A 17,233-nucleotide genomic window follows, 5' to 3' on the forward strand; every position below is an offset into this window, starting at 1 on the left:
AACGAAGAGGAATGAAACTGACATGAGCATGACCCCCGAACAGGCCACCTGGTTCCAGGGCACCTTCCAGCGCCTGGTGGAGAACGTCGACAAGGCGCTGCAGGGCAAGCCCGACGTCGTCGGACTCGTGATCGCGGCCATGCTGGCCGAGGGCCACGTGCTCCTCGAGGACGCTCCGGGCACCGGCAAGACCAGCCTCGCCAAGGCGCTCGCCGCAACCGTGCAGGGCACCAGCTCGCGCATCCAGTTCACCCCCGACCTGCTCCCGTCCGACGTGACCGGTGTCACGATCTACGACCAGCAGACGCACAAGTTCGAGTTCCACAAGGGACCGATCTTCGCCTCGATCGTGCTCGCCGACGAGATCAACCGCGCCTCGCCCAAGACGCAGTCGGCTCTGCTCGAGGTCATGGAGGAGTCGCGCGTCACGGTCGACGGCGTCACCCACGAGGCAGGACGGCCGTTCCTGGTCATCGCCACGCAGAACCCCGTCGAGCAGGCGGGAACGTACAAGCTGCCCGAGGCGCAGCTGGACCGCTTCCTGATCAAGACCTCGATCGGCTATCCCGACCTCGCGGTGACCGAGAGCATCCTGGCGGGGGCCGCGCAGCGCAACCCCGCCGCCGCCCTGTCTCCGGTCATCACGACCAGCGCCGTCGCCGACATGGCCGACCTCGCCGCCACCGTGCACGTCGAGTCGGCAGTGCTGCGCTACGCGGCCGAGCTGGCCGAGGGCACCCGCAAGGACTCCGCGATCCGGCTGGGCGTCTCCGTCCGCGGAGCGATCGCCATGATCCGCATCGCCAAGGTCTGGGCGGCCGCGAACGGTCGTCACTACGTGCTGCCCGATGACATCAAGGCGCTGGCCCGCCCGGTGTGGCAGCACCGTCTGCTGCTCGACGCCGAGGCCGAGTTCGCCGGCACGTCGGCCGACACGGTGATCGGCCGCGTGCTCGAGAGCGTGGCGGCACCGCAGGCACGAACGGCGGCGTGATGTCGGCAGGGACGATCGCCGCTCCCCAGCCGGGAGAGCGCGAGGCCGGATGGCGCGACATCGTCGCGGTCGTCGCCGGCCGCGTGCTCGACCGGCTGCGGCTCATCGCCTCTGTCGTCCGCCCGCTCGGATGGACGCTGATGGCGATGGCCGTCGCGTTCTGGATCATCGGATCGCTGATGGGCTGGCACGAGCTGCGGGTCGCCGCGCTCGTGCTGACCGCGGTCGTGCTGGTGTGCGCGGCGTACCTGATCGGCCGCACCGAGTACGACGTCGCCCTCGACCTGGCCCGCACCCGGGTCGTCGTCGGGGAGCGCGCGGTGGGCGCGCTGACGCTGTCGAACGGCGGATCGCGTGCGATCCTGCCGTCGCGTGTCGTCCTCCCCGTCGGCTCCGGCCGCGGTGAGTTCTCCATTCAGCGACTCGCTCCGGGACAGGAGGCCGAGGAGCTGTTCGCGATCCCGACCCAGCGCCGTGGGGTCGTGAAGGTCGGCCCCGTGAGCGTGGTCCGCGGCGATCCGCTCGGCGTCTTCGAGCGTGCGCACCGGCGCGACGACCCCGTCGACCTGTTCGTGCACCCCAGGACGGTGCTGTTCGGAGGCCAGTCGCTCGGCTTCCTGCGCGACCTCGAGGGGATGCCCGCCACCGACCTGTCCCGCGACGACGTGTCGTTCCACGCGCTGCTGGAATACCAGCCGGGTGATGACCTGCGGCACGTGCACTGGAAGTCGACCGCTCGCACGGGCGTCATGATGGTGCGCCAGTTCGAGGAGACCCGCCGTTCGCACTTCGTCATCGGGCTGTCGCGCTCCAGCGGCGACTACCGTTCCGAGGACGACTTCGAGCTCGGCGTCTCGGTGGCCGGGTCCATCGGCCTGCGCGCCCTGCGCGACTCGCAGCGCGTCGACATCCGCGTGCAGGGGCGCGAACTGGCATCCGGCACCGGCAAGCAGCTGCTCGACTCGCTCTCGACGGTCGAGCAGTCCAAGCCGCGCGAGGGCGGCATCTCCGAGCTCGCAGGCGTGCTCGCCGCGCACATGCCGCTGGCCAGCGTCGTGGTGCTCGTGTGCGGATCCGCCGTGGCGACCGAGGACCTGCGGCTCGCCTGCTCGCGCCTTCCGTTCGGGGCCCGCGCGCTCGCGGTCGTGACGCAGACCGGACTCGAGCAGCCCGCGCTGCGCAAGATCGGCGACGCGGACGTCGTGACCATCGGCGCCCTCGAACAGCTCCCGCTCGCTCTGCAGAAGGTTCTCGCATGACCGCCTCCGCGTCCGTCCCCGCCGCGCACCCGATGCGCCGCTGGGTGCTCGATCTCGTGGCCGTCGCCGTGCTGACGGTGGTCGCGCTGATCGGCTTCTGGCCGACGTTCGGCGGTCCGAGCTTCCTGCTCGCGGCCCTCGGCGGTCTGGTGCTCGGCCTCGCGATCGCCGCGGTCTGCGCCTGGCGGCGCTGGGGCATCCTCATCGTCGCCGGCATGACGATCGTCGTCTACTTCGTCTTCGGCGGCGCGCTCGCCCTGCCGCACACCGCCATCGCCGGCTTCCTCCCCTCCCTCGACACGCTCGCGGGTCTCGCGATCGGCGCCGTCACGTCGTGGAAGCAGATGCTCACGACCGTCGCACCGGTGTCGGCCGCCGACGGGCACCTGCTGGTGCCGTTCATCGTGGCACTGGTGACCGGTGTGACGGCGACGTCGCTCGCGCTGCGCCTGAGCCGGGTGGCGTGGGCGCTGGCGCCGGTGCTCGCCGCGCTGATCCTCGTCATCGCCCTCGGTGTTCCCGACCCCGCGTTCCCGCTCGTGCAGGGCATCGTCCTGGCGGTCGGTGCAGTGATCTGGATGTCGCTGCGCGCCTGGTGGGTGCCGCAGCACAGTGCCGTCGACGTGTCGGAGGCGGATCCGTCCCGGGCGGCGCACATGCGAATGCGACGACTGGTCGGTGGTGTGGCCGTCGTGGCGATCGCGACCGGCGTGGGCGTCGCCGCCGGCGCCGTGGCCGCGCCCACCGAGCCGCGGCACATCTTCCGCGACGCGATCATCCCGCCGTTCAACATCCGGGACTATCCGAGCCCGCTGCAGTCGTATCGCAAGAACGTGCGCGACCAGAAGGAGAAGACCCTCTTCACGGTCACGGGTCTGCCCGAGGGTGCGCGCATCCGCCTCGCGGCGATGGACGACTGGGACGGCGTGGTGTACAACGTCACCGAGGGCGGACCGGAGACCTCCAGCGCCTTCACACCGTTGCGCTCCGGCATGGCGCCCGAGGAGGAGGGTGTCCCCACCTCGCTCCGCGTGGAGATCGACGAGTACTCGGGCGTCTGGCTTCCCGGCGTCGTCACGGCGGACGACATCGCCTTCGACGGCCCGCGTGCGGACGACCTGCGCCGTGGCGCCTTCCACAACACGGGGACCGGCACGACGGTCGTCACCCCGGGGCTGAAGAAGGGCGATGCCTACACGATCGACGCGATCATCCCCGCCGAGGTCGAGGACGAGCAGCTCAAGGACGTCGAGTTCGCCAATCTCAAGCCCTACGACGTGACCAACGTCCCCGAAGACCTCGGCAACATCGCTGCCGACGAGACCACCGACGCCGAGACCCCCATCGAGAAGGTGCGGGCGCTGGAGACGTTCTTCGCCGAGGGCGGGTTCTTCAGTCACGGTCTCGAGGGCGAGGTGCTCTCGCGCGCCGGGCACACCACCGAGCGCATCAGCACACTGCTGGGCGGTGATCAGATGATCGGCGACGACGAGCAGTACGCGGTCGTCATGGCTCTCGCCGCGCACGAGATCGGCATCCCGGCCCGGGTCGTGATGGGCTACTACCCCAAGAAGGACCAGCAGGGCGGCCCCGTCTTCGCCGCCACCGGCGACGACGTGCACGCCTGGGTCGAGGTGGCGTTCGAAGGCTTCGGCTGGGTGCCGTTCGACCCCACGCCGCCCGAGGACAAGGTTCCCAACGACCAGAACACCAAGCCGAAGGTCGACCCCAAGCCGCAGGTGCTGCAGCCGCCGCCCCCGCCGCAGGAGCCGGTCGACCTGCCGCCGACGGTTCCCGACGACCGCGAGCCCGAGGACGATTCGCCGAACATCCTCGGAATCATCGGTGTGATCCTCGCCATCGGCGGCGTCTCGCTGCTGGTGCTGCTGATCCTCAGCTCTCCGTTCATCGTCATCGGCGCGTGGAAGGCCGCGAAGCGGCGGGCTCGCCGCAGCGCGGAGAGCTCCTCGGACCGGATCAGCGGAGGGTGGGACGAGCTGACCGACCGGGCGATCGACTACGGGGCCCGTCTCGCACCGGGCGGCACCCGGATCGAGGAGGCCGCCACCGTCGCATCCGTCCTGTCGGTTCCGACGGTGACGGCGCTCGCCGATCGCGCGGACGGCCAGGTGTTCGGTCCGCACGATCCGACGCCGGAAGAAGTCGACGCGTTCTGGTCAGAGGTGGATGCCGTCGTGGGCGGGCTCGGTGAGCAGGCCGGATTCTGGAAGCGCATGAAGGCGCGGCTCAGCATCCGATCGCTCACCGGAAGCGGGCGCATCGCCGCACGGATGCAGGAGCTCAAGGACGCCGCGACAGCGCGCGTACGCCGCGCACCTGGCAACATCGACAAGAACAGCACGCGATCCGAGAGCGAGACCCCATGACGATGCTTCCCGCCGGCGACGTCGCGCCGATCAACAGGCGAGCCGTCGCGTACATCATCGACGCCGCCATCGGCGCCGGGATCAGCGTCGTCGTCCCGGTCGTCGTGATGTCGGTCGTCGCCGCCGCGAGCGGTGACGTGCTCACCGCCCTCGTGATCGCCGGCCCGCTGTTCAGCATCCTCGGCCTCGCCTGGCTGGTCGTCTACACCCTCATGCAGGCGGGCAAGGGGTCGATCGGCATGCGCACCCAGGGGCTGCGGCTGGCCGGAGTCGCCGACGGCGCACCGATCGGCTTCGGGCGCGCACTGCTCCGCAACATCGTCTGGGGTCTGGCGGCGGCGATCGTCGTCGGCTATTTCACGGTGCTGTTCGACGGCTCCGGTCGATTCCAGGGCTGGCACGACAAGGTGGCGGGAGCGATCATGCTCGACGCGCGCACGTCGCCTGCGCCCGCGGCGCGTGCGCGTCAGCACGAAGCCGTCGGTGCCCCCTCAGCACCCGGTCACGCGGCACCGGCGGCGCCGCAGACCGCGATGCCCGGTTTCGGTGCCCCGCCCGCCCAGACGTCGATGCCGGGTTTCGGTGCCCCGCCCGCATCGTTCGCCCCGCCGGCGCCGCAGGCCGCAGCGCCGGCGCCGCAGCCGCCGACGACGGATGCCGCCCCGCCGGCGCCCGTCGCCCCGTCGGCGCCCGTCGCCGCGCAGGCGCCCGCCGACGACGAGTTCGCGGAGCACACGGTCATGTCGCCCCGGATCAAACGTGATCTGCCCGACGACCCGCTCATCTCGTTCGTTCCCGGCGTGACGCAGGAGCCGGTCAGGCCGGCCGAGCGGCTGGTGGAGCCGGCCGTCGCCGAACCGGCCGTCGCCGAACCGGCCGTCGCCGAACCGGCGATGCCTGAGCCGGCCGCCCCGGAAGAGGTCCCCGCTTCTTCGCCGGCAACCGCCGAGTTCGAGGCCCCCGCCGCGGAACCGGCGGTGCCGACGGCGGCGTTCACCGCCCCGGTCGCCGAGGCCGATCCGTACGACGCCGACGACATCGAGTCCACCCGCATCAGCGTGCCCGGTCATCGTCTCGTCTTCACCTGGGACGACGGCCAGCGCGCGACGGTCTCCGGGCGCACCGTCTTCGGACGCAATCCCGAAGAGGTCGACGGTGCCGGCAACGTCGCCGTGCGTGACGAGACGCGTTCCCTGTCGAAGACCCACTTCGAGGCAGGCTCCGACGTGAACGGCGGCTGGGTCATGGACCGCCAGTCGACCAACGGCACGACGCTGGTGCGCGACGGCGTGCGCATCGCGTGCCCGCCCGGCCAGCGGGTTCCGGTGCGCCTGGGGGACGTCCTCGAGATCGGCGACCGCATCGTGACGATCGGAGGGTACGTGTGACGGCTCCGATCCTGACCTCCGGCGGCGGATCCACCGACGTCGGCGCACGGCGCAGGCTCAACGAGGACTCCTACCTCGCAGCGGCGCCGCTGTTCATCGTGGCCGACGGCATGGGCGGGCACGACGCGGGCGAGGTCGCCAGCGCCACGGTCATCGAGCACTTCTCGAGCCTGGTCGGCCAGGACGCCCTGTCGATCGGTCAGGTGCGCGACGCACTGGCATCCGCGCGGGCGGCCGTGGGCGCGCTCGGGCACGGCGCCACCGGCGCGGGAACGACGCTGAGCGGCGTCGCGGTCGCCACGGTCGACGGGCTCGGCTACTGGCTCGTGCTCAACATCGGCGACTCGCGCACGTACCAGTTCTCGAACGGCGAGCTCGAGCAGATCACGGTCGACCACTCGTACGTGCAGGAGCTGATCGACGAGGGCGAGCTCACCCCGCAGCAGGCGATGATCGATTCACGTCGAAACATCATCACCCGGGCGATCGGAGCGGGCAGCGTCGGCGACGCCGACTACTGGCTGTTCCCCGCGGAGCGCGGCGATCGCATGCTGGTCTGCTCCGACGGTCTGACCACCGAGCTGACCGACCAGCGCATCGCCGAGATCCTCGCGGGCGAGCCCGACCCGCAGCGGGCCGCGGATATCCTGACTGCAGAGGCAGTGCGGGCCGGGGGGCGCGACAACGTGACCGTGGTGATCGTCGACGCGCTGACCGTGGCGTCCGTGCGCGGCGTCCACGTGCAGGCGGACGAAGCAGATGACCTTGCCGACACGCGACCGCGTGCCGCGGCGGATGGAGGAATGCGATGAGTGACGTGGTCTACCGGCCCGGTGAGTGGCAGGTCGTCGTCGAGGAGTCGGGAGTCGCCGCCCTTCCCGCGGATGCCGGCGCCGACAAGGTCGTCGCGCTGTCGCAGATGCTCAGCCGCGGCGTGCCCGAGCTGACCGAGGTCATCGACGTGCTCTCGGGCGGGGCCATCACCGGCCTGGGCTCATTCGCGGTCGCGCTGGTCGGTCCGAGCGGCACCCGATTCGCCGTGCGCGGCGCCGTGACCGTGACGACCGGGTACGACGAGAGCTTCTCGGGCGAGGACATCACCACCTGGAGCGAGCGATTCCTCACCGGCCCGGCGCGCTTCGAGATCGGCTTCGGCGACCGCGCGGATGCCGTCGCCTACCCGATCCGCTCCGGCGTGGTGCTCGCAGGGGGCATCCGCGTGGGCGAGGAGTTCAGCGCGCCGCCGGCGGAGGAAGCGGATGCCGCCGACGGCACCGCATCCGCGACCACGCTCGACGCCGACGGGTCGGCGCCGACGGAGGAAGTCGCCCTCACCGCCGCGGAGGACTCGGTCGAGGATCCGGAGCCGGGCGAGACGCTCGAGCTGGACGCCGAGCCCGAGCCGGAGCCGGAGCCCGAACCCGAACCCGAACCCGAACCCGAACCCGAACCCGAACCCGAGCCGGAGCCCGAGCCGCAGCCCGAGCCGGAGCCCGAGGATCCGGATGCCCGCGACGACGTGCCGTCCGAGACGATCACCCCGGACGACGTCGTGCTGATCCGCGGCGCCGGCGAGAGCACCGAGGCGCCGACCGAGACGCTCGCGCCCGCCGACCTGGCGGCCACCATCGCGCCGGCCGCCGCCTATCCCCCGGCGGCCCCCGTACCGCCGGCGTCCAGCGCGCCGACCGCACCCGTCGTCCCGCCGCCACCCGCGCCGGACGCGTTCGCGCCGCAGGCCGACCCGGGCCTGGACATCGGCGACCACGACGGCGCGACCATCTCGCTCGCCGAGGCACGGCGGCTGCGCGCCGCGACGTCCGGCCCGGAGAGCCCCACCGAGGTGCTCCCCGTGCTCGCAGGCGAGGCCGGCGGGGTCTCGGCCCGCATCCGCCTCTCCACCGGTCAGCTGGTCGAGCTGGACCGACCGGTGATCATCGGCCGTAAGCCCCGGGCCACGCGCGCCAGCGGCAGCACGATGCCGCACCTGATCGCCGTCGACAGCCCGGAGTCGGACATCTCCCGCAATCACCTCGAGGTGCGGCCGGAGGGCGACTCCGTCGTCGTCATCGACCTGCACACCACCAACGGCTCCACTCTGCTGCGTCCCGGCGCCGACCCGGTGCGCCTGCACCCGGGCGAGCAGACCCTCGTGCTCGGCGGCGATGTCATCGATGTGGGCGATGGGGTGACGGTCACCGTCGAGGAGTTCGGATGACGCGCGCCCCGTCGCCGCCGCCCGAGCTCCCGGGCTTCACCTATGTCCGCTCGCTGGGCACGGGCGGGTTCGCCGACGTCTTCCTCTACGAACAGCAGCTGCCCAAGCGCGAGGTCGCCGTCAAGGTGCTGCTCGCCGACCGGCTGAGCGCCGGCGCGGCCGAGGAGTTCACCAACGAGGCGAACGTGATGGCGCTGCTGTCCACGCACCCCGCCATCGTGACGATCTACCAGGCGGGTGTGGCCGAAGACGGCCGCCCCTACCTGGTCATGGAATACTGCCCCAGGCCCAACCTGCAGGTGCGCACGCGCAAGGAGCCGTTCTCGGTGGCCGAAGCGCTCCGCGTCGGCGTGCAGGTGAGTGGCGCGGTCGAGACCGCGCACCGCGCGGGCGTCCTGCACCGCGACATCAAGCCCGCGAACATCCTCGTCACGGCGTACAACAGGCCGGCGCTCACCGACTTCGGCATCGCATCCACGACGGGGGCCGAGGGGGAGGCGGCGGGGATGTCCATCCCGTGGTCGCCGCCGGAGTCGTTCGCCGAGAACCCCACCACCGGCGTGCGCACCGACGTGTACGCCCTGGGTGCGACGGTGTTCACGCTGCTCTCGGGCCGCTCGCCGTTCGAGCGCAAGGGCGAGCGCAACAGCAGTGCCGATCTGATCGAGCGCATCGAGCGGATGGCCGTGCCGTCGCTGGACCGTCCCGACGTTCCGGGCAGTCTGCAGAACGCCCTCGCCCGTGCGATGGCCAAGCGCCCCGAGGACCGCTACCCCAGCGCCGTCGCGTTCGCACGGGCCCTGCAGAAGGTGCAGATCGAGCTCGCGCACTCCGTGACGCCGATCGACATCGTCGACGAGCACCCGCAGCACGACGACGAGGTCGACGACGACGACGGTCTCACCCGAGTCCGCGAGGTCCGCTCGATCAACCCCGACACGCAGTCGCCGACGCGTCCGTCGGCGACGACCGTGCGCAAGCATCCGGATGCCCCGCTCGCCCACCCGCCGCGGTTCGAGCCTGCGCCGGCAGCGTCCGAGCTCGACGAGACCCAGCGTCGCGCACCCGCGTCGTCGGCCGCCCCGGACGACGACGATGACGAGCCGACTCTGCTGCGCGGGCCCCAGGTGGTCGCACCCGACGGCCGCCCTACGGTCGCGGTCGCCTCGCCATCCGCCCCCGCCCCGCAGACCGTGCCCGCCGCTCCCGCGGAGCATGCGCGCCGTCGGGGCATGCCCTGGTGGGGCTGGGTCGTCGCGGCAGCGGGGGTGGCCGTGGTGGTGCTCGTCGTGATCTTCGGCGGCACGCTCGCCGACGCCGTGCTCCCGAAGGCGACTCCGAAGGCCGAGGAGACGGTCGCACCTCAGGATCCGATCTCCGGCATCGTGCCCTCGGTCACCGATCTGAAGGGCACCGACGACGGGGGACGGGTCAGCTTCAGCTGGAAGAACCCGCAGGCCGAGGAAGGCGATTCGTACCTCTGGTACGAGGTGACCCTCGACGGCCCCGGGCAGTCTCAGATCACGGAGGAGACGGCCGTCACGCTCGACGGCGAGCGATCGGAGCGCACCTGCATCGAGGTGCTTCTCAAGCGCGACGACGGCAGGTCCTCTCCTCAACCGGTGCGGGGGTGCGTTGGCTGATGGACATCACGGTCGAATATGCGGGGGAGTACTTCTCCCTCGATCCGAAGGAGCCGTTCTACGTCGGTCGGCAGGGCGACCTGGAACTCGATGACAACCTGTTCCTGCACCGGCACTTCCTGGAGATCTCGCACGCCGAGGGCCTGTGGTGGCTCGCCAACGTGGGTGCGCGTCTGACGGCGACGGTCACGGACTCGTCCGGTGGGGTGAACGCCTGGCTGGCGCCGGGTGCGCGGCTGCCGATCGTGTTCGAGCAGACGACCGTGGTCTTCACCGCCGGTCCGACCACCTACGAGCTGACGATCCACGCCAAGGGGCCCGCCTTCCGCATCGCTCCGCGCGACGGCGCCGACGACGGCGAATCGACGATCGGCAACGTGCCGCTCACCGAGAGTCAGAAGCTGCTGATCCTGGCCCTCGCCGAGCCGGTGCTGCGCCGTGAGGGCACGGGGACCAGCGAGATCCCCAGCTCCGCCAAGGCGGCCGAGCGGCTCGGCTGGACGAGCACGAGATTCAACCGCAAGCTCGACAACGTCTGCGACAAGTTCGATCGCGTCGGTGTGCAGGGCATGCGCGGGGGCCAGGGCAAGCTGGCCACCAACCGGCGCGCGCGCCTCGTCGAGCACGCGGTGTCGAGCCGTCTCGTGACGCGCGACGACCTCGCTCTGCTGGACGCGCCGCCCGCCGGTGACGACGACGCCGACGCCTAGCGTGTGATGTCGAGGGGATGCGGGCCACGCGATAGTGTGAAGCGCGCGTGTTGAAGGAAAGCGGGTAAGCCATGTCGCCTCAGACGACGACTGTCGCGCCGACGCAGCTCATGCGCCTCTCGGTGCAGTGGGAATCCCAGCGCATCGACGTCGGAGTGCCCGGCGGGGTCCCGGTCGCCGAGGTGCTTCCCTCCCTCACCCGGCGGCTGCGCGTGCTCGACAGCGTGTCCGCATCATCGGGCTTCCGCCTGGTGCAGGCCGACGGGACCGCCCTCGACGGCGACCGCACGCTGTCCGCTCAGGGCGTGCACGACGGCGACTTCCTCGTGCTGGAGCAGGGCGCGACCGCCGCACAGTCCAAGCGCTATGACGACCTCGTCGAGGCGGTCGCCGACGTCGTCGAGGAGAACGCGCCGGCCTGGTCGGCGCAGAACTCGGTGACGACCGCCACGGTCGTGGCATCCGTCCTCCTCCTGCTGGGCCTCGTGCCGGCGGTGTGGTCGTGGGTCGACACCCGCACGGTCGTCACGGCCGCCGGGATCGGTGCGGCCGCAGTCGTGCTGATGACCTGTGCGCTGGTGATGGATCGCACCCGCGCTCCGGAGCAGGCGGCCATGGCGCTGGCGCTGGTCTCCTCGGTGTACGCGGGGGTCGCCGGCTACACCGTGCTGCCGTCGGACGGCGGATGGGGGATGCCGCTGGTCTTCGGCGCCGGCGCGACGCTCGTGTTCGGCGTGGTGACGATGCTGGCGCTCAAGCGTCTGCGCGAGTACGGGCTGATCCCCGTCGCGGTGGGCGGCGTGCTGCTCGTGATCGGCGCGGTCACCACCTGGTTGTCGGCTCCCGTCGCGGGAACCATGGCGGCGGCGATGGCGCTCGCCGGCATCGCGGGGCTGGGGGCGCCGTGGATCGCGCTGGCCTCCGTTCCGCTGCGCGTGGTCTCCGCCCGCGACGACTCGGAGGTGTACGACGCGCCGACGCACATCGCGCCCCAGCAGGTCGCGAAGCTCTACGTCCGCGCGCACCGCTACCAGGTGTCGCTGCGCATCGCGGTCTGCCTCGTCGTGCTCGTCGCGACGGCTCCCGTGGTGGGCTCCGGCGTGTGGGGCCTCGTGCTGGCCGCGGTCACCTACGGCGGAATGTTCCTGGGCGCCAGGCAGGTGTACTCGCGCTTCGACATCGTCGCGGTCGCCGCGGGGGTGCTCTCGGGCGTCGTGCTCGGCGTGGTCACCGCCATCCTCACCCACCCCGACTGGATCGGTGGACTGGTCATCGCACTGGCGGTGGCGGCCGTGTGCGTCATCGTCGTCGTGCTGCTGAGCACCAAGGCGCGCCTGGGGCTGACGCGCTTCGCCGACTTCGCGGAATGGGCCACGATCGCCCTGCTGCTGCCCCTGGCCATCATCGCCGGAGGCTGGTTCTGATCCATGGCATCCAAAGCTGAGCTGCTCCAGGCACAGGCCTTCAACCGCCGCCGGCTGCAGACCGCCTTCACCAGCGGCGCGCCCGGCGGGCGCGAGCTGCCACCCGGCAAGCCGCTGCGCGGCGTGGTCGTCAGCGTCGCCCTCGGCATCCTGACCGTCATCGTCTCCCTGCTGATCGGCACGTTCACCGGCAACCTGCCCAAGGGCTGGGGCGACGGCTCGATCATCGTCGTCAGCGGCGAGGGGACCCGGTACGTCGCCCTGGCCGACACGCTGTACCCCGTCAAGAACCTCGCCAGCGCACGGCTGCTCGTGGGCACCACGAAGGTCACCTCGGTGCCGGCGTCGAAGCTCGACGGCATCGACCGCGACCCCTCGCCCGTGGGCATCGACGGCGCTCCGGATCAGCTTCCCGCCCCCGACCGCCAGTACACCGGCGCCTGGCTGAGCTGCGTCGCCGCCTCGCAGCCGCTCGAGCTCTCGACGCGGCTGCTCGACGACGCGCCGGGCTCGGCGGATCAGGCCGCGCTCGTCAAGGACGACGACGGTGGGTACTGGTACATCCAGGGGGATCGTCGCTACGCCGTGGCGTCCGACAACGTCCCCGTCATCGCCAGCGTGTTCCTCGGCATCGACGACATCAGCGCCGTGCCGACGGTCTCGGCGCTGTGGCTGAACCTCGTGATGCCCGCGACCCCGCTGGCGGTCAACCTGGGCAGCTCGCTGGGATCCGACGCCGGAGCCGCCGGCCTGATCGTGGGGCAGGTCGTGCGGACCCAGTCCGACGGGAACGTCGTGGCCGAGTACATCGTCGACGGGCGCGGGAAGCTGGTGCCGGCCACGCCGTTCGCCCGCACGCTGATGACCGCGTACGTCGGCGTCGATCCCGTGACGATGACGGTCGCCGAGGCGACCGATCTGAAGAACGTGAACTCGGATGCCGTGCCGGCGGACTGGCCGACACGTGTCCCCGTCGAGGTCGAGGACGCGTCGTCCGTGTGCCTGCAGATGGCGCCCGGAGCCGAAGGCCCCGCCGTCTCGGTCGCCTCCGTCCCCGACGACATCGAGCCGGGCACCCGGGTGACACCCGGGTCGGGCGCCGCGATCACCGCTCGGAACTCGGGCGAGGGCGCCACCTACGGATTCGTCTCCGAGGCCGGGGTGTACTTCCCGGTCGCATCGGCCACGGATCTCGAGCTGCTCGGTTACAAGACCACCCAGTCGGTGACGGTTCCCGCGGCGTGGACCCAATTGCTCGAGCAGGGGCCGGCATTGAGCCGCGAGATCGCGCAGAGGACGGCACCGAGGCTGGAGGAGTGATGGCACGGACCGGTCTGCGCGGCGCGGCGGCGACCATCGGCATCCTCACCCTGCTGGCGACGGGTGGCGCGAGCACGGCCGCCGCATCCGTGCCTGCGACACCACCCGCGACGGCGGCTCCGGCCGTCGACGCGGCCGGGCAGCAGTGCACACCGAACAAGCGCGTCCTCACCCCGGGGCCCAGCTACCTCATCGAGCGGCTCGGCCTCGCCGAGGCCTGGACCCTCAGCCGCGGCCGCGGCGTGACAGTGGCCGTCGTGGACTCGGGCGTCGAAGCGGGCAACGTGCATCTGTCCGGGGCCCTGGTGCCCGGTCGCAGCACGTTCGGCGACGGATCGGCCCGGGCCGACGACGACCTCTTCGGGCACGGGACGGCGATCGCCGGGCTCATCGCCGCGCGCAGGGTCGAGGGCTCAGGGGTCGTCGGCATCGCCCCCGAGGCGAAGATCATGCCGGTCCGGGTCTTCGAGTCCGCTCCCGAAGACGGTCAGTCCTCGCGCGATCTCACACCCCCGTCTGCAGGTTCCGTCTCAGCGGGGATCCGCTGGGCGGCCGACCACGGCGCCCAGATCATCAACGTCTCGCTCTCGGACGACCGCGCCCTCCCGCAGTACCGCAGTGCCGTCGCCTACGCTCACGCGCGGGGCTCGCTCGTGATCGCCAGCGCGGGGAACCGCAACACGGCGAATGCCGATCGGCCCGATCCGGCGCACTTCTACCCCGGGGAGCTCGACGGCGCGATCGCCGTGTCGGGCGTGCTGAAGAACGGCGACTGGGATCCGGGCTCCTCATACGCCGGTGAGCACGTCGACATCGCGGCCCCCGGCCAGTCCATGCCCTCGGCGTACATCTCGGGCGGCGACTGCGTCTTCAACGGCGACTCCGCATCGTCGAGCTACGCCACGGCCGTGGTCTCCGGTGCCGCCGCCCTCGTGGCCGCCCGTTTTCCCGACGAGTCCCCTGACCAGTGGGCGTTCCGGCTGACGCAGTCCGCGATGCGGGTCTCGCCCGCCGAGCGCAGCGACACCGTCGGCTGGGGCGAGGTCCGGCCGGCCGCGGCGCTCGCACTCGTCGATGACGGCGCCCTTCCCGGCCCGCCGTCTGCCGTGCATCCCGCTCCCTCGTCCGCGCCGCCGGAGAGCCGGACCATCCCGATCGACCCCGTGGCCGACCCGCTGCAGCCCGCGCGCACGATCGTGGGCTGGACGCTGGGCGCCGGGGCGATGGTCTCCACGATCGTGCTGCTGCTCGCCCGCGCCCGCGCGCGGCGCCTGCGGGACTGATCCGCGGCGCTCGAGCCGCGCTCGCACGCGGGGCACAGGATGGGGAGTCCTCCCCCTATGGCGCTCTTGCGCCTCTCCGTAGGATTGCCTCAACGGCCCAGGAGAGAGGGAGCCCATCGTGAATCTGGATATGGCGGATGCCAATCGGCTGATGGCGGAGCTGCAGGAGACCGCGGCAGAGCTGCAGCGCGAGCTGCGCGCGCTGGCCAGCGCGTCGGGCGAGCTCACCCCCGTTACCGTGCAGGACGAGAAGAAGGCGGTCACGCTGACTCTGGCGCGCAACGGCGCCGTCGAGTCGCTCGCCCTCGACGAGGACTGGCGCGACAGGATCGGCGAGGACGCCCTCGCGTTCACGGTCAGCACGTGCTACCGGAACGCGCTCGAGCAGCGCGCCGGACAGTGGATGAAGGCCTACGCCGAGAACGCCGAGCAGGCCGCCGCGGATGCCGAGGTCTCCGTGCCCCGGCCGGCGCCCGTGCAGCTCGGCGACCCCAGCGCGGACTGGGGCATCGAGGGCCGCGAGCAGCTGCGTGCGATGTACGACGCCGCGGATGCCGAGCAGCAGGACTTCTTGGCGCACCGCGCGCAGCGCGCCCGCCAGGCGCGCGACGGGGTGAACTCGTCCAAGACGGTCACGGTCACCCGCGAGGGCGACACCATCACCGCGGTGAAGCTCGACGAGCGCTGGGTGCGAAACACCAACGACGTCGTGATCGAGCGCGAGATCGTGAGCGCGATGAACGGCGTGATGGCGATGGCCGCGCGCGAGCGAGAGAACAAGTACGAGGGTTTCCCGGCGATCGAGCAGATCGCCAAGCTCGGGCACAACCCTCGTGAGCTGATGCGCCGCATGGGCGCGATCCGCTGAGACAGGGAGTTTTGAGACATGGGCTTTCCCAGCATTCCGGGTCTTGACGACGTCATCGACGCCGTCAACCCCGTCGACGAGATCGTCGACTTCGGCAAGAACGTCATGGAGGGCGACATCCTGGGCGCGACGGGGAACCTCCTCGACGCGGCCACGCCGCTCGACGAGATCGTCCGTGCGGGCGGCGACGTGATCAGCGCGATCAACCCCTTCGATGGCAGCGCCGACGGCGGCGGCGTCCAGCAGGCGTCCCCGTCGGTGCTTCCGGATGCGGAGGGCGAGTCGGTGCTGCCGACGCCGCCTCCGATGCCGGCCGCCGCGTCGTTCGGTCCGGAGGGCTCCGTCGACGTCGACACGACCTATCTGCGCAGGGACGCCGGTCTGTGGAGTTCGGCCGCCGGATCGTACGGCTCCGTCGCTTCGGCGGCGGACGGACTCGACATCGACACCGCCGCGTTCTCGTTCATCGGTGGCCAGGCCGCGAGTGCGTACAAGACCTTCCAGGCGACCATGGTGGCGCTGCTGAACACCGCACCCGAAGCGCACGAAGGCTTCGCCGAGTCGCTGAAGCTGACGGCCGAGGCATACGACCAGCGCGACGTGGAGTCCAAGGGTCGGCAGACGCAAGACGTCAACACCGACTACAAGGATCCGGGTGGCGGCGGGGACACCGGGGGCAGCAGTGGCGGGTCCGGTGGCGGATCGGGCAGTGCCGGCGGCGGCAGCGTCGGCGGAGGCGGCGGGGGCGTCGAGCAGCCCCAGGTGGACGGATCGATCGACGGCGACACGGGCGAAGCGGCCGAGGACGCGCGGCTGGATGCGCGCGCCGACCGGCTCGACGCCCGCGCCGACGCGTTGGACAAGCAGGCCGATCAGGCGGACAAGCACGCCGAGAAGGCCCAGGAGCAGGTCGATGCGCTCGAGAAGCAGATCGACGCGCTCGAGGAGCGCGCGGCCGAACTCGACCGGAGTGCCACCGACACCGAGCGTCGTGCCACGGAGCTCGACCTGAAGGCCGAGCAGCAGATGCAGGCCGGTGAGCCCGAGGCCGCTCTGCAGACCCGCACTGAGTCGGCGGCATTGCGTGCGGAGGCGGCCGCGCAGCGTGCGGAGGCCGCCGAGATCCGGGAGCAGATCGAGAAGCTCGAGGCCAAGCAGGACGACGCGGCCGAAGAGGTCGCCGATGCCCGTGAGGATGCTGCGGAGCTGCGTGACAAGGCCGCGGACCTGCGTGACAAGGCGGCGGAGCTGCGCGATCAGGCGGCCGGCGACGGGACGAGCAGCACGAATTTCCAGGTCGACGACGACTTCGAGGTCCAGCCCGACCCGAACGTGGACGGCGATGTCGGTGGCGACGCTGACGGCGACGCCGGTGGCGACGTCGACGGCGGCCAGACGACGGGCGCGGACGACGGCGAGGACGTCGCCTCGCAGCCCGACGGCGATGACGGCCAGTCCCAGACCGACGGCGGAGAGGACGGCCAGCAGTCTCAGCCCGACGGCGAGGACGGCCAGTCTCAGACCGACGGCGAGGACGGCCAGTCCCAGCCCGACGGAGAGAACGGCCAGCCGCAGACCCTCCCGGAGACCGAGTTCGAGGCTCAGCCGGTTCCCGGCGTCTTCGAGGGCGGCCCCGCGATCGTCGATATCGACGGCACGCCCGCACCGGAGCAACCCGCACAGGCGCCTTCCTGGCAGACCCGGCTCAACAGCTGATCTCAGATCTTCCGACGGAAAGT

The 17,233-nt window shown here is 71.5% G+C and carries 13 protein-coding genes; all 13 read left to right on the top strand.

Annotated elements, in window-relative coordinates:
- Positions 1–22 precede the first annotated feature (22 nt).
- The 13 genes from ACFWHT_RS01945 (at position 23) to ACFWHT_RS02005 (ending at position 17,210) form a co-directional block, all read left to right on the top strand.
- Positions 23–994: an AAA family ATPase gene (locus ACFWHT_RS01945; protein WP_378824964.1), complete on the top strand. Its 972-nt coding sequence runs from the start codon at positions 23–25 to the stop codon at positions 992–994.
- Positions 994–2,253 carry a DUF58 domain-containing protein gene (locus ACFWHT_RS01950; RefSeq protein WP_378824966.1) on the top strand — a complete coding sequence of 420 codons (1,260 nt, stop codon included), beginning with the start codon at positions 994–996 and terminating at the stop codon, positions 2,251–2,253. The genes ACFWHT_RS01945 and ACFWHT_RS01950 overlap by 1 nt, the downstream gene beginning before the upstream one ends.
- Complete coding sequence (locus tag ACFWHT_RS01955) at positions 2,250–4,640, top strand: transglutaminaseTgpA domain-containing protein (protein ID WP_378824968.1); 2,391 nt, start codon at positions 2,250–2,252, stop codon at positions 4,638–4,640. Before ACFWHT_RS01950 ends, ACFWHT_RS01955 begins: the two co-directional genes overlap by 4 nt.
- A complete protein-coding gene (locus tag ACFWHT_RS01960) occupies positions 4,637–6,028 on the top strand; it encodes an RDD family protein (RefSeq protein WP_378824969.1) in 1,392 nt (463 codons plus the stop codon). The genes ACFWHT_RS01955 and ACFWHT_RS01960 overlap by 4 nt, the downstream gene beginning before the upstream one ends.
- Entirely contained in the window at positions 6,025–6,840 is an 816-nt protein-coding gene (locus ACFWHT_RS01965; RefSeq protein ID WP_378824971.1) for a PP2C family protein-serine/threonine phosphatase, read from the top strand. The genes ACFWHT_RS01960 and ACFWHT_RS01965 overlap by 4 nt, the downstream gene beginning before the upstream one ends.
- Entirely contained in the window at positions 6,837–8,246 is a 1,410-nt protein-coding gene (locus ACFWHT_RS01970) for an FHA domain-containing protein (protein WP_378824973.1), read from the top strand. Before ACFWHT_RS01965 ends, ACFWHT_RS01970 begins: the two co-directional genes overlap by 4 nt.
- On the top strand, positions 8,243–9,889 hold the full coding sequence (locus tag ACFWHT_RS01975; protein WP_378824975.1) for a serine/threonine-protein kinase: 1,647 nt from the start codon (positions 8,243–8,245) through the stop codon (positions 9,887–9,889). Before ACFWHT_RS01970 ends, ACFWHT_RS01975 begins: the two co-directional genes overlap by 4 nt.
- Positions 9,886–10,599 carry a hypothetical protein gene (locus ACFWHT_RS01980; protein WP_378827859.1) on the top strand — a complete coding sequence of 238 codons (714 nt, stop codon included), beginning with the start codon at positions 9,886–9,888 and terminating at the stop codon, positions 10,597–10,599. The genes ACFWHT_RS01975 and ACFWHT_RS01980 overlap by 4 nt, the downstream gene beginning before the upstream one ends.
- A gap of 71 nt (positions 10,600–10,670) precedes the next feature.
- Entirely contained in the window at positions 10,671–12,023 is a 1,353-nt protein-coding gene (gene eccD / locus ACFWHT_RS01985; protein ID WP_378824977.1) for a type VII secretion integral membrane protein EccD, read from the top strand.
- Positions 12,024–12,026: 3 nt separating this feature from the next.
- Positions 12,027–13,343 carry a type VII secretion protein EccB gene (eccB, locus tag ACFWHT_RS01990; protein ID WP_378824979.1) on the top strand — a complete coding sequence of 439 codons (1,317 nt, stop codon included), beginning with the start codon at positions 12,027–12,029 and terminating at the stop codon, positions 13,341–13,343.
- Positions 13,343–14,626, top strand: a complete 1,284-nt coding sequence (locus tag ACFWHT_RS01995; RefSeq protein WP_378824980.1) for a S8 family serine peptidase — start codon at positions 13,343–13,345, stop codon at positions 14,624–14,626. Before eccB ends, ACFWHT_RS01995 begins: the two co-directional genes overlap by 1 nt.
- Positions 14,627–14,744: 118 nt before the next feature.
- Complete coding sequence (locus ACFWHT_RS02000) at positions 14,745–15,494, top strand: hypothetical protein (protein WP_378824981.1); 750 nt, start codon at positions 14,745–14,747, stop codon at positions 15,492–15,494.
- Between the two features lie 18 nt (positions 15,495–15,512).
- Positions 15,513–17,210 carry a type VII secretion target gene (locus ACFWHT_RS02005; RefSeq protein WP_378824983.1) on the top strand — a complete coding sequence of 566 codons (1,698 nt, stop codon included), beginning with the start codon at positions 15,513–15,515 and terminating at the stop codon, positions 17,208–17,210.
- Positions 17,211–17,233 lie beyond the last annotated feature (23 nt).

This window comes from Microbacterium sp. NPDC058342, from assembly GCF_042723935.1.
Taxonomy (GTDB): Bacteria; Actinomycetota; Actinomycetes; order Actinomycetales; family Microbacteriaceae; genus Microbacterium.